Source organism: Kordia zhangzhouensis (genome assembly GCF_001005305.1).
Taxonomy (GTDB): domain Bacteria; phylum Bacteroidota; class Bacteroidia; order Flavobacteriales; family Flavobacteriaceae; genus Kordia; species Kordia zhangzhouensis.
Window position 1 is genome coordinate 303,970 of the sequence record NZ_LBMH01000002.1, and the last position, 13,087, is coordinate 317,056.

The window sequence follows — 13,087 nt, forward strand, 5'->3', positions numbered from 1 at the left end:
ATTATCTCTACTTCTAAATACCATGTATTTTTCAGCCACGGCGAGCATTTCTTGTTCTGTTAACATTTTATTAAAAATAAACTTTGCTAATGAAAAGTTACTTCTTTTCTTAATAAAAACTTAACAACTACGCTTTTTTGTTGTGGTTTTGTTAATTTGCAAATCCTAAAAAACAAATATACTTTTATGAAGCTTTACCCTATTGCTGCGGGGAACTTTAAACTCGATGGTGGTGCCATGTTTGGCGTTGTTCCAAAATCGCTCTGGCAGCGTACAAATCCTGCAGATTCTAACAACATGATTGACATTGCTGCTCGTTGCTTATTGATTGAAGATGGCAATCGGCTAATCTTGATTGATACAGGTATGGGAAATAAGCAAAATGATAAATTTTACGGATATTACCATTTGTGGGGCGATGATTCTATTGAAAAATCTCTTAAGCAGTACGGTTTTCACAAAGATGATATTACTGATGTATTTATGACACATTTGCATTTTGATCATTGTGGCGGTAGTATACAGTGGAATAAAGATCGTACTGGTTATGAACCTGCATTTCAAAACGCACGTTTTTGGAGCAATGAAAAGCACTGGAAATGGGCAACCGAACCAAATCGACGTGAGAAAGCTTCTTTTTTAAAGGAAAATATCATTCCGATGGAAGAAAGTGGTCACCTCAACTTTATTGCGCAACCAGAATTAGATATTTTAAAACAATCTGCACTTGGTTTTGATGTGTTTTTTGCTGATGGTCATACAGACAAACAAATGATTCCAATGATTCAATACAACGGGAAAACAATCTGTTTTATGGCAGATTTACTTCCAACTGTAGGTCATTTACCATTACCATTTGTTATGGGTTACGATACCAGACCTTTGTTGACCTTAGATGAAAAGGAAAAATTCTTAAACATGGCCGCTGATCAAAATTTTTATCTCTTTTTAGAGCATGACGCACATCATGAAATTATCTCTGTAAAACATACAGAAAAAGGCGTGCGACTCAACGAAGTTTTTACTTGCAACGATATATTTTAATAACACTTTATATACACTAATTAATGAAGATTATAAAAACCTCCCTTTTTGCAACTTCCCTCATGTTATTAGCTGGTTGTGGAAGTACAGCTCCTATCTTATCAACTCCAATTGAAAATATTGACTCCACTCCTATCAAAGAACGCTCTCTTACCAAAGAAGAGTTAAAAACATGGGGGCATAAGGATTTAATTACGGATACAATTCCTGGAATGAGCGTAGATAAAGCGTATGCTGAAATAATCAAAGGAAAAAAAGGAAAGAAAATACTTGTTGCTGTATTAGATTCTGGAATTGATATTGATCATGAAGATTTAGATGGTGTAATTTGGACAAATTCAGATGAAATTCCAAACAATGGAAAAGATGATGATAAAAATGGATATATAGATGATATACATGGATGGAATTTTTTAGGGAATTCTTATAATGAAACACTAGAAATAACACGCATCGTTCAAAAAGGACCAAATCACCCAGATTATGCAACTGCAAAAGCAGAATTAGAAGCTGATCTAGAAGAATTTACTGGATTAAAATCACAAATGGATCAAATCTATTCTCGTGTAAAACAAAGTAATGAAGCCTTAAAAGCTCATCTAAAACAAGATGTGGTTACTATGGAAAATGTAAACACCATTAAAACATCCAACCAAGAATTGATGGGACATGTACTATTGGCAAAAAATATTCTAGGAAGTGGTCGATTTGCAAACCTAAACGAAGTTGTAGCAGAAATCAAAGATAATATAGACACTGTATATGAACGTTTAAACTACCACTTAAATGTAAACTTTAATGGTCGTACAGTTGTTGGTGATGATCCGTATGACATAACAGATACTAGCTACGGAAATAATAACGTAAAACATACTGTTAAAAGTGAATCACATGGAACGCATGTTGCCGGAATTATTGCTGCAGAACGTAATAATGGTAAAGGAGTGAATGGTGTTGCGAATAATGTAGAAATTATGGCAGTACGTATGGTACCAAACGGTGATGAGTACGACAAAGATGTTGCTTTAGCCATTCGTTATGCGGTTGATAATGGTGCTAAAATTATCAATACAAGCTTTGGAAAGTACTTTTCTTCAAATTCAGATTGGGTTCGTGATGCTATTGCCTATGCTGCAAAAAATGATGTGTTAATTGTGAATGCTGCTGGAAATGAAAATACCAATTTAGACATCAAACCTGTATATCCAAATGATCAAGTAATAACAGGTGCTGAAATTTCAGATACTTTTTTAACTGTTGGAGCTATCAAAAATAAATACGGTTCACAAATTATAGCTGGCTATTCTAACTACGGACAAACAAACGTAGATGTATTTGCTCCAGGGTCAGATATCTATTCAACATTTCCTGAAAATGAATACAAATCTATAGGAGGAACATCAATGGCAGCTCCAGGAGTTGCAGGAGTTGCAGCATTGGTTTGGTCACAATATCCAAAACTAACAGCAGCTCAAGTAAAAAAGATCATTATGCAATCGGGGCTTGCCATTAACAGAGAGGTTGTTGTTGATCAAAAAAGCGATGCAATGCCTTTTTCAAAAGCTTCTAAAACAGGAAAAATTGTTAATGCTTATAATGCCTTAATTCTTGCAGATAAAGTAAGTAGAGGGCAAGTAAAATTATAAGTCTAAATTTATATTAGACCTTTAAATAATTTAATATGAAAGTATTCAGTAAAATTAATATACTACTTATGTTGGTTTTTATGTCGTGCAAACCACAACAAGAAGCCATGAGTAGTCAACAAAAAATGACATCCTCCTCTGCAACATCTACCTATTGGCAACAGCAGGTAAATTATAAAATGGATGTGTCTATGGATGTCAATAATTATCAATACACAGGGACTCAAAAATTAGTTTACACAAACAATTCTCCTGATGTACTTGATAAGGTATATTATCATTTGTATTTTAATGCTTTTCAACCGGGTAGCGAAATGGATGTTCGTTCTAGAACAATTTCCGATCCTGATAGGCGTGTACGGGATCGTATCAGCAAGCTTTCAGATACAGAAATTGGATATTTAAGAGTAAAATCACTAACCCAAAATGGAAAAAATATTTCCTACACAACTGAAGGAACCATTTTAGAAGTAACTCTTAATACTCCTATTCAACCTGGAACTTCAACAACATTTGATATGAGTTTTGAAGGACAAGTTCCTGTACAAATTCGTCGTTCGGGTAGAAACAATAGTGAAGGTGTTGCTTTATCTATGACACAGTGGTATCCTAAAATGGCTGAATATGATTTTGAAGGTTGGCATACGCCTCCTTATATTGGGCGTGAATTTCATGGTGTTTGGGGTGATTTTGATGTCAAAATTACAATTGATAAAAAGTATGTATTAGGCGGAACGGGATATTTACAAAACCCAAACCAAATTGGTTATGGGTATGAAACAGGAACTGTTGAAAGACCTTCTGGAAATACACTTACATGGCACTTTAAAGCTCCTAATGTTCATGATTTTACTTGGGCAGCCGATCCAGATTTTGTACATGATACATATAAAGGAGAAAACAATGTAACATTGCATTTTTTATACAAAAACGATCCTTCTATTAAAGAAAATTGGAAAAAATTACAGCCAAAAACAGCTGAAATGTTATCCTTTTTTAATAAAAATATTGGCACATATCCTTACAAGCAATACTCTGTAATTCAAGGTGGAGATGGCGGAATGGAGTATGCTATGTGTACTCTCATTACTGGAAACAGAAGTTTTGGAAGTCTAGTAGGTGTTACTGCTCACGAATTAGCGCACACATGGTTTCAATTCTTGTTAGCTACTAATGAATCAAAACATGAATGGATGGATGAAGGGTTTACTTCCTATATTTCTACTCTTTTCATGAATGAATATATGGGTTCTAAAAAAGAAAATCCGCATACAGGAGCATACGGATCTTATTTCAGATTGGTACAATCTGGAAAAGAACAACCTTTAACAACACATGCCGACCGCTATGAATACAACAGAGCGTATAGTACTGCTGCATATAGCAAAGGGCAAATTTTCTTAGCACAGTTAGAGTACATAATTGGAAAAGAAAACGTTGAAAAAACCTTAAAAAAGTATTTTCAAGATTTCAAATTCAAGCATCCTACGCCCAATGACATTAAACGAACAGCTGAAAAAGTATCAGGAATTCATTTAGATTGGTATTTAACAGATTGGGCACAAACAACCAATACAATTGATTATGGTGTCAAAGAAATTAATGGAAAAACGATATTATTAGAGCGCATTGGACTTATGCCAATGCCAATTGATATTAAAGTCAATTATACGGACGGTTCTAGTGAAGATTTTTACATCCCATTACGTATGATGCGTGGAGAAAAGCCAACAAAAGCGACCAAAAAAGCAGATTGGGCGTGGGCATATCCATATTATGAGCTAAAAACAAATAAAGCGGTAAAAAGTGTAGAAATTGATCCTTCTCAGCTTATGGCAGATATCAATAGGGACAACAATGTTGCTAGACAATAACTTTTAGATGTAAAGTAAAAGCGAGATAATTTTTTAATTATCTCGCTTTTTTTATTTTTTAATTTTTCTGACGCAGTGCATTTTCCAATAGCACAATTTTGCTTTCCAAATCGTGTAATCGATCATACACATCTACAGGTTCTGGCATTTGTTTGGACGCAAACATCGTCACATACCAAATTTCCATAATTTCTTCTGCATTGATTGTATACGTTGGATAGTTTCCGTCTTTATTGTCTGACTTTAAAATTAACTTTCCTCGCTCTTCAATTCGATTAATAACACGTTTCAGTACAATTCCATCATTACGGCTTACAATTACATATACGCGTCCATCTTTTACATCTTTTAAATCTTCAACATACTTTCCAAATACAAGATCACCATCAAAAAAAGTGCGAACCATCGAATTTCCTTGCACTTCAAAGCATCGATAGGTTCCATTTGTTAAGTGCGGCATATTAAAAGAAGGCAATGTTTCTATATAATCTGCATCTCCATAACCATCTAAATAACCTGCTCTTGCCTTGACAGGAACATATACCACATTTTCTTCGCCTTCTTGATTTACTGAAACTACTTGTGGAATTCCAGCATATGTTTGAAATTCTTTTTTATCAGATTTAAACATTTGCGAACTCACTCCAAATAAATAATCTGGATTGATATCAAATTCTTGTATAATGCTTGTTAATAGATCGTAACCTGGTTTTGTTCTTTTCCTAGAACCATCAGGCTGCGGACGACCATTCGTAATACTATCAATTGTCGTACTTGTGACACCAATTCGCTTAGAAAAAGAATTATTATTAAGACGAAAATGATCTATAATCTCCTTTATTTTTTCATGAATTCCTTCCATAAATAGTATAGTATTTAAACATTTTACAAAAAAATTCTGCTTTTTGTTTTAATTATTCTGTAATTTGTTTATATTTGTCCTGTAATTTGTTGCTAATATACAAATTTTTGTTGAAAATCAAACATTTGTGAAGATAATTATCGATTTTATTCTTCATAAATATGTAAAATCACAAAAAATATAGACTCTTAGTGACAAAATGAATGGAGAAATAGACATAATAATACCTTTTAAAATAAAAATCATGAAACGAAGTAAAGAGCTATTAGACAAAAGAAAAGAATTTATTCACAACTATGTAGAAGACAACTCTACCAAACAAATGAAAGTTATCATTAACGAATTGGTAAACCGATTGTTCATTTCAGAAAAAACGATATATAACATTTTGAAGCAGTAATACAGCTAGTCACTCCTACTGAATTCAAATATATATCACAGAAGAACTCCTTTTCGGGGGAAGAAGGAGTTCTTTCTCTTAAAATTATTAAAAATATAAAATATGAAACAAACATTAGAAACCTTAAAAACCTACTTTGAAACGGGCGACAAACCTACGGAAGCTCAATATATTGACTTGCTAGATAGTTTGGCAATGCCAATGATCGGTGAAATTAAAACCGTCGGTTTTACCACTGTGCCTTCAGGTTGGGCAGCATGTAATGGACAGTTATTAAATATTGCCGAATATGAAATCTTATTCAATTTATTGGGAACTACATATGGTGGTGATGGAACTACTACGTTTGCACTTCCAAACTTACAAGGCAGAACAATGATTCATGGTAATCAAACCCATGCTGTTGGGCAAGCTGGAGGAACTGAAGAAGTCACACTTACAGAAAGTCAATTACCATCACATAACCATGGTGTTGGAACGTTGGCAGCCTCACACAATCTAACAGGAACTGTAAAAGTGAATGAAGAAGATGGAGATACAAATGATGCCCAGACTAGAAGTTTTGGACTTGCTGTTATGGGCTCAACAGATGTGTTTGCTTATAATTCTAGTCTAAATGACAAACTCATGGCAGCCGACAACGTTCAAATTGATGGTAATGTTACCCTCTCTGGAACCACTGCTAACACAGGAACTGCAACACCTATTAACAATATGCAACCGTATCTTGTAGTGAATACAATCATTGCCTTAGAGGGAATTAATCCACTTGCCAGCTAATTCTTTCAGCAATACGTATTCAAAAAATCCCTCCATGTGAGGGATTTTTTATCTAATTGATATTTTATAAAACACTGTAAAGATAGGAGCATTTAGCAGTTGTCTCATAAAATTATGTAATATGTTTTATTTTTGTGTTGCTTTTCTAATGAATGTTGTCTCTTTTGTACAATCAATGTACTTAATACTGTTGAGAAAGAACTAAAAACCTTGCAAAGCCTATCTGGTTAGGATATAAATAAAAATACTGTTGCAACAGCACTAGTCTTTTCATTCTCAAATTAGTTTTAAAAAATATCAAATAATTCTACTGAAAAAAGCACTGTCTAAGATGAAAAAAATCTTCATGAAATGCTTTTAATAAAAAAATGAAAAAATGAAAAAATCTTTAGAAACTCTAAAATCGTACTTTGAAACAGGCGATATCCCAACACAATCACAATATGAAAATTTGTTAGATAGTTTAGCCATGCCTATGATTGGCGAGATGAAAATCGTAAGTTTTGCAACCGTTCCTAGTGGTTGGGCAGCATGTAATGGACAATTATTAAATATTACTGAATATGAAGTACTATACAGTTTAATAGGAACTACTTATGGAGGAGACGGAACAACCACTTTTGCATTGCCTGATTTGCGTGGAAAAACCATAGTACATAACGATACTTCATATATACTTGGAGAAATTGGGGGAAATTCAGAAAACATACTTTCAGAAAGCCAATTACCATCGCATAACCATGATGTAGGAGTATTAAGCGCTTCACATAATTTAACAGGAACTGTAAAAGCATTTGCTGATCAAGGTTTCTCTGATGAAGCAGAGAACAATCATTTTTGTTCTGGAATTGCCAATAGTTATAGTGATACATCCTCAACTACAAATTTAACTTTGATGAGAGCGGATAACGTCCAAATTGATGGAAATATTACTCTCTCTGGAACCACCGCCAATACAGGAACTGCAACACCTATTAACAATATGCAACCTTATCTTGTAGTGAATACAATCATTGCCTTAGAAGGAATAGATCCACTTGCCAGCTAATTCTTTTAGCAATACGTATTCAAAAAATCCCTCCATGCGAGGGATTTTTTTGTTCCTCTACTTAAGAGAATTGCATTTTTTAATTATACAAACAAAATACAGAAAAGACAGAATATGTATTGTGTTTTGTTATTGTATTTATGTAATATGTTTTATTTTTGAAGCCGCTTTTCTAATGAACATACATACGTTTGTACGGTTGCTATGTAAAAATACTGTTGAGAAGAATCTTGAAAACGCATGCAAAGCCTTATACTGGTTACGATACTAAAAACATAAAGTTGCATCTATTACAAGTTTTTTGTTCTCAAATTAAAATCAAACATTTTCATGAACATGATATAAACCTGCTAAAAAATATAGTAGTCCTAACACGGATAACTCCTATTTTTTAGTAAAAACTATTTGTCACAATCTAAAAAAAATAAAAAATGAGCTTACTAGAAAAAGCATTATCACAATATGGCGTACAAGAAATCAGTGGAAAAACAGATAATCCTCAAATTCTCAAATATTTTGAAGTCTTAGGATTTGATGGCAATAAACTACACGATGAAACTGCTTGGTGTAGTGCATTTGTTAACTGGGTTGCAAAAACGGAAAATTACATATATAGCGGAAAGTTGAACGCTAGAAGTTGGTTAAATATAGGAGAATCAACAGCATTGCCTACACAAGGCGATATTGTCGTTTTGTGGCGTGAATCTCCTAGTAGTTGGAAAGGGCACGTAGGTTTTTTTATCAAACAAACCAAACGCTACGTCTACATTTTAGGTGGTAACCAAAACAACAAAGTTTGTATTCGTGCCTATCCTAAAAATAGAATTTTGGATTATAGAAAACTCTCTAAAAATGGAAAAAATTAAACCATACTTCTTTTGGATATTGACGCTCGTTGCACCAATCACTTCTGTGATGTTGACTGTTGTATTTTTGATTATTGTTGATTTTATCGTGGGATCGTATGCATCAATCAAAAAAAATGAGCCAATTACTAGCGAACGCATAGCCAATACTATTTCCAAATTTTTCATCTATAATTTGGTCGTCTTATCTGCCTTTTTATTAGAAAAATATATTGTAAAAGAAATACCCTTTCAGCGAATTATTGCTGGGTTTATAGCCATTGCAGAAGTTAAATCTATTATGGAGAACTTCAATGACATATATGGCATAAATCCATTTAAAGCTCTAATCAAATTAATTAAAAAAAAGTCTCTGAGCGAATTGGAAGATACTATTGATATTCTTAGCAAAGAGCACGAACAAAAAACTTAAAAAAAATGAAAAGATCATTAAACTTATTAAAATCTTATTTCGAGACAGGTGATATTCCTACTCAATCACAATATAACGATGTTTTTGATAGTCTTTTACACAAAGATGAATTTATAAAACCATATACTGTATTTATTGATGCTCAAAAAGGTAATGATGCTTCCGCAATTTTAGGAAGTAGCGTGTATAGTTATCAAACTATTGACGCCGCAATTGCTGCTTATAATACTGAATATCCAAGACCTGAAAATTCAACAGATCTTGAACATTCGTTTTTACAAGTTATTTTGATAGCTCCAGGTACATACGAAATTAATACTCAGTTACCTCAACGAAACATTCTGTTTGAATCGAAGGAAATCTGTACTATTGATTTTTCAAATAACACAAATGAATTTTTGAATGTACAAGACACCAATGTGCATTATATTTATAAGTTTTCACTTCCAAAAGGAACACTCTATAATAATACTTCAAACAAAATACAGGGAAGCAACCTTTTCTTTGAAGGAGAGTTTGATACTATTGAAAGTTATGGAGAAGCATATAGTCTTTTTGGTAAAGGTTTTATTGCTGCATATCAAATTAACGTATGTTATAAGTTGGTAAAAGGAAATGGAATTATATTCAGTTCCTTAAATTCAAACTCTATAAATACTTTCAAAGGGAATATTGAAGGTGTAAACGCCAAATTGGTGCTAAATAATGAAGGAAGTGGAGTAAACTACTTTGATTTTGATTTAATAACAGGTTCACATGAAGTAGCCCTTTTAAAATCTGCTCTAGGCAACTTTGCACACATCCATTTTGGAAAACATATTCCTAGTGTTTCTGGTACAATAGCTTCAATAGCTAGCGCAGGAAAAATGATAGTCAATTTTAAAGATAATGCAGAAGTTTATGGAACTTTCGGAGCTGGAGAAGTACATTTAACAGGAAACGAAGTTACTGTCAATGCTCCTTTATTACGAATACAAAACAAGTTATTCATTAACAATCTTTCAATAAAATCTACTTCTCATTTATGCTCATTGATACATGCAAATGCTAGATTTTATATAAAGAATTGCCATATAGAACTTCCTCAAAATTTAGCTTTTATTGAAACAAACACTAATTTTTCTGGCGATTGTATTATTTTTTCTGGTCACAATTCCATTTTACAAACTGGAACTCCAGGATCTGATTTAGTAACAAAATTTAGTACAGCATTGCCTACTAATGTAAGTTATAAAGTTGAGTTTCAAAATTCTTTAGTTACAAATGGAGTACTCAATACAACAATTGTAGGAAATACAAATACAACTGCCATCATACATATTGGTACTTCAAATACGTATTAAACTTTATACCAAATTCCTAATCTATCTAGAGCCTTTGTGTTATCAAAGGCTCTTTTTTAAACAATACTCTCTATGAAAACCATACAGATTTCTACAGACCGAATATTATTAATAATTGTCATTTTTTTAGTTTGGTATAGCACCCTACTAAAAGCATGCGATACAGAGGTTGAAATTCAACCTCAACCAATAGTTACCATTGTCAAAGACACTATTTGGCAAACTAAAATTGATACATTACGAATTGAAACTACAAAGTTTGAAACCGTATATATTCCATCAATTACTGCAAATCGTGATCGAACAAGTTTTAAAAAAGAAATTACTCAAACAGAAGCTACTATGTTTACAAAAGGAAAGCTATATAAAGACACTTTACATACTGAAGATGTTGATATTTTTACATATAATTTAGTAGATGGAATTTTACTAGATAGCAAGCTTTCATACAAACTAAAAGTTCCTAAACAAGTTACAATTACAAAGACTATCGAGCATCCAAAAACTTATAAAAGCGGATTTTTCGTTTTTGGAGAAATTGGCGGAAATACTTCCACATTCAATAACCTAAGTATTGGTTTACATTACCAACATCAAGGAAAATGGTTTACTTCTTATCGTGTAAATGTAAATAATGTTCAAGCCATAACTCATAATCTTGGTGTTGGCTTTCGATTGTGGTAAATACGATCTTATTTTCTATTTTTACCCAGATTCAATTACAATTCATGAATTATCGTTTTCCAAAAGAAGAAAAACTAAAAAGTAGAAAATGTATAGAACAACTCTTTAAGGAAGGAAATTCAGTTTCGAAATTCCCTTTGAAACTGATTTATGTACAAGTTGAACTTCCTGAAAAAGTACCTATGCAGGTAGGCGTTTCTGTAACAAAAAGACGCTTTAAAAAAGCCGTTACACGCAATCGTATAAAAAGATTAATGCGCGAAGCATATCGATTGCATAAAAATGATGTTTTTAACACAATATCAACATCCTATGCTTGTATGTTTTTGTATATTGGAAAGCAAGAACCTACTTTTGAAGAAATTGAGGCTTCTATGGTCAAATTACTTCAAAAATTTATTGTAAAAGTTCAAAACGATACCATATCTAATGCATAAACTATTTATAAGTTTTACTTGCAACTTTAAATGAAATAAGAAAATGAAAAAAATATTCAAAAAAAGAGTAATTATTCCCGCTTTAGCGCTTGTATTATTATTTGGAGCTGTAAGTTTCAAAAGTGATTTTTTTGAAATAGCAAAACAAATAGAAATATTTACAACAATGTTTAAGCAATTAAACATGAACTATGTAGATGAAACAAATCCAGCTGAGTTGATGGATGGTGCTATTAAAGAAATGTTGAGCGATTTAGATCCATATACAAAGTTTTATAACGAACAAGATGTGGAAGATGCAAAAATTAGAAACTCAGGAGAATATTCAGGAATTGGTGCTGCTGTTCGTCGAAATAATAACAAAATTATTATTATTGAACCTTATAAAGAGTATCCGGCAGATAAAGCTGGTTTAAAAGCAGGTGATGAAATCATTAAAATAGGAGATATAGTTATTGCTGACTTTAAAGAAGATACCGGAGAATTATTGAAAGGTGCTGCCAACAGCAAGGTAACTATCGTATATAAACGTCAAGGAAAAGAATATACTACTGAATTAACTCGTAGTAAAATTGAAGTGGATGCTGTTCCTTTTTACAAAATGATTGATGATAAAACTGGATACATTGTGTTAGCAAAATTCAACAAAAAAGCCAGTGCGCAAACTAAAGAAGCATTAGAAAAATTAAAAGAAGAAGGAGCTGAACGTATTGTACTGGATTTACGAGGAAATCCTGGTGGACTTTTACGTGAATCGATTGATATTGTAAACTTGTTTGTACCAAAAGGAGAAGTGATTGTTACAACCAAGTCAAAAGTAAAAAAATATAACAGAGTTTATAAAACCAGAAAACAACCTATTGATACCGAAATTCCTTTGGTTGTATTAGTAAATGGTAGAAGTGCTTCCGCAAGTGAAATTGTATCTGGAGCGTTACAAGATCTTGATAGAGCAGTCATCATTGGTGCACGTAGCTTTGGAAAAGGGTTGGTACAACAACCTAAAAAATTAACTTATGGAACACAATTAAAAGTAACCATTTCAAGATATTATACGCCTTCAGGACGTTGTATTCAAGCATTAGACTATTGGAATAGAGACGAAAATGGTAACGCTATTCGTGTCAACGAAAGTGATTATAATGCTTTTAAAACTAAAAAAGGACGAACCGTTTATGATGGTGGTGGTATAAATCCTGATATCGAAATTGCTTCTCAAAAAACAAGTGACTTTACCAAATCATTGATAGATAACTTAGTGATTTTTGATTATGCTACTGAGTTTTATACAAAAAATACGCTAGCGTCATTGAACGATTTTTCTTTTAATGAAGCCAATTACAATGCATTTAAACAAAATGTGTCTGCTTCTGGTTTTGATTATTATGAAACAAATACTGAAAAAGAACTGAAAAAAATAATGACCACAAAAGAAGCTGAAGATTTTGGAAATTCTGTCTCTAAAGAATACAAAGACTTATTAGCTTCCATAAAACAGAGTAAAATTGAAGCATTAAACACTTATAAAGAACAAATTCAAAAACAATTAAAAAACGAAATAATAAAACGTTATTTTTATCGTGAAGGCTTATATGAGTATCAATTAACCAATGATGAAGCAATCAAAACAGCTACAAAATTATTGGCCAATAAAGTAAAGTATGAAGCAATTTTGAACTAAAATAAAACTA

General features: G+C 32.4%; 13 protein-coding genes. 12 read left to right on the forward strand and 1 reads right to left on the reverse strand.

What is annotated here, in order from left to right; genetic code table 11:
* Window positions 1-186 precede the first annotated feature (186 nt).
* From AA088_RS02800 to AA088_RS02810, 3 genes are read left to right on the forward strand one after another with little or no spacing between them, the layout of a single operon-like run.
* Window positions 187-1,044, forward strand: coding sequence for an MBL fold metallo-hydrolase (locus tag AA088_RS02800; RefSeq protein ID WP_046743425.1), 858 nt, complete (start codon window positions 187-189; stop codon window positions 1,042-1,044).
* Window positions 1,045-1,067: 23 nt separating this feature from the next.
* The gene (locus tag AA088_RS02805) at window positions 1,068-2,690 is read left to right on the forward strand and encodes a S8 family peptidase (RefSeq protein ID WP_046743426.1); all 1,623 of its coding nucleotides are present in this window, start codon (window positions 1,068-1,070) and stop codon (window positions 2,688-2,690) included.
* A gap of 35 nt (window positions 2,691-2,725) precedes the next feature.
* Window positions 2,726-4,564: a M1 family metallopeptidase gene (locus AA088_RS02810; RefSeq protein ID WP_046743427.1), complete on the forward strand. Its 1,839-nt coding sequence runs from the start codon at window positions 2,726-2,728 to the stop codon at window positions 4,562-4,564.
* 58 nt (window positions 4,565-4,622) lie between these two features.
* Here AA088_RS02810 and AA088_RS02815 read toward each other — a convergent pair whose 3' ends face one another.
* Window positions 4,623-5,426 carry a S24 family peptidase gene (locus tag AA088_RS02815; RefSeq protein ID WP_046743428.1) on the reverse strand — a complete coding sequence of 268 codons (804 nt, stop codon included), beginning with the start codon at window positions 5,424-5,426 and terminating at the stop codon, window positions 4,623-4,625.
* A gap of 244 nt (window positions 5,427-5,670) precedes the next feature.
* On the opposite strand from AA088_RS02815, the gene AA088_RS02820 reads away from it, so the two are divergent.
* The 9 genes from AA088_RS02820 (at window position 5,671) to AA088_RS02860 (ending at window position 13,077) form a co-directional block, all read left to right on the forward strand.
* Window positions 5,671-5,826, forward strand: coding sequence for a hypothetical protein (locus AA088_RS02820; protein WP_156168374.1), 156 nt, complete (start codon window positions 5,671-5,673; stop codon window positions 5,824-5,826).
* Window positions 5,827-5,928: 102 nt separating this feature from the next.
* On the forward strand, window positions 5,929-6,606 hold the full coding sequence (locus tag AA088_RS02825; protein ID WP_052752759.1) for a phage tail protein: 678 nt from the start codon (window positions 5,929-5,931) through the stop codon (window positions 6,604-6,606).
* 376 nt (window positions 6,607-6,982) lie between these two features.
* Window positions 6,983-7,654, forward strand: a complete 672-nt coding sequence (locus tag AA088_RS02830; RefSeq protein ID WP_052752760.1) for a phage tail protein — start codon at window positions 6,983-6,985, stop codon at window positions 7,652-7,654.
* Window positions 7,655-8,085: 431 nt separating this feature from the next.
* The gene (locus AA088_RS02835) at window positions 8,086-8,520 is read left to right on the forward strand and encodes a TIGR02594 family protein (RefSeq protein WP_046743430.1); all 435 of its coding nucleotides are present in this window, start codon (window positions 8,086-8,088) and stop codon (window positions 8,518-8,520) included.
* Window positions 8,507-8,932, forward strand: a complete 426-nt coding sequence (locus tag AA088_RS02840) for a phage holin family protein (RefSeq protein ID WP_046743431.1) — start codon at window positions 8,507-8,509, stop codon at window positions 8,930-8,932. The genes AA088_RS02835 and AA088_RS02840 overlap by 14 nt, the downstream gene beginning before the upstream one ends.
* Window positions 8,933-8,937: 5 nt before the next feature.
* On the forward strand, window positions 8,938-10,275 hold the full coding sequence (locus AA088_RS02845; RefSeq protein ID WP_046743432.1) for a hypothetical protein: 1,338 nt from the start codon (window positions 8,938-8,940) through the stop codon (window positions 10,273-10,275).
* A gap of 72 nt (window positions 10,276-10,347) precedes the next feature.
* Complete coding sequence (locus tag AA088_RS02850; protein WP_046743433.1) at window positions 10,348-10,959, forward strand: hypothetical protein; 612 nt, start codon at window positions 10,348-10,350, stop codon at window positions 10,957-10,959.
* A gap of 44 nt (window positions 10,960-11,003) precedes the next feature.
* Window positions 11,004-11,396 (forward strand): ribonuclease P protein component, encoded by a 393-nt coding sequence (gene rnpA / locus AA088_RS02855; protein ID WP_046743434.1) that lies wholly within the window; start codon window positions 11,004-11,006, stop codon window positions 11,394-11,396.
* A 43-nt stretch (window positions 11,397-11,439) separates the two neighbouring features.
* Window positions 11,440-13,077 (forward strand): S41 family peptidase, encoded by a 1,638-nt coding sequence (locus AA088_RS02860; RefSeq protein ID WP_046743435.1) that lies wholly within the window; start codon window positions 11,440-11,442, stop codon window positions 13,075-13,077.
* Window positions 13,078-13,087 lie beyond the last annotated feature (10 nt).

Excerpts from the sequence above, each read along its gene's own strand:
- AA088_RS02805 (WP_046743426.1), top strand. The coding sequence starts at position 1,068 with ATGAAGATTATAAAAACCTCCCTTTTTGCAACTTCCCTCATGTTATTA.
- AA088_RS02820 (WP_156168374.1), top strand. The coding sequence starts at position 5,671 with ATGAAACGAAGTAAAGAGCTATTAGACAAAAGAAAAGAATTTATTCAC.
- AA088_RS02860 (WP_046743435.1), top strand. The coding sequence starts at position 11,440 with ATGAAAAAAATATTCAAAAAAAGAGTAATTATTCCCGCTTTAGCGCTT.
- AA088_RS02850 (WP_046743433.1), top strand. The coding sequence starts at position 10,348 with ATGAAAACCATACAGATTTCTACAGACCGAATATTATTAATAATTGTC.
- AA088_RS02845 (WP_046743432.1), top strand. The coding sequence starts at position 8,938 with ATGAAAAGATCATTAAACTTATTAAAATCTTATTTCGAGACAGGTGAT.
- AA088_RS02825 (WP_052752759.1), top strand. The coding sequence starts at position 5,929 with ATGAAACAAACATTAGAAACCTTAAAAACCTACTTTGAAACGGGCGAC.
- AA088_RS02810 (WP_046743427.1), top strand. The coding sequence starts at position 2,726 with ATGAAAGTATTCAGTAAAATTAATATACTACTTATGTTGGTTTTTATG.
- AA088_RS02800 (WP_046743425.1), top strand. The coding sequence starts at position 187 with ATGAAGCTTTACCCTATTGCTGCGGGGAACTTTAAACTCGATGGTGGT.
- AA088_RS02815 (WP_046743428.1), bottom strand. The coding sequence starts at position 5,426 with ATGGAAGGAATTCATGAAAAAATAAAGGAGATTATAGATCATTTTCGT.
- AA088_RS02840 (WP_046743431.1), top strand. The coding sequence starts at position 8,507 with ATGGAAAAAATTAAACCATACTTCTTTTGGATATTGACGCTCGTTGCA.
- rnpA (WP_046743434.1), top strand. The coding sequence starts at position 11,004 with ATGAATTATCGTTTTCCAAAAGAAGAAAAACTAAAAAGTAGAAAATGT.
- AA088_RS02830 (WP_052752760.1), top strand. The coding sequence starts at position 6,983 with ATGAAAAAATCTTTAGAAACTCTAAAATCGTACTTTGAAACAGGCGAT.
- AA088_RS02835 (WP_046743430.1), top strand. The coding sequence starts at position 8,086 with ATGAGCTTACTAGAAAAAGCATTATCACAATATGGCGTACAAGAAATC.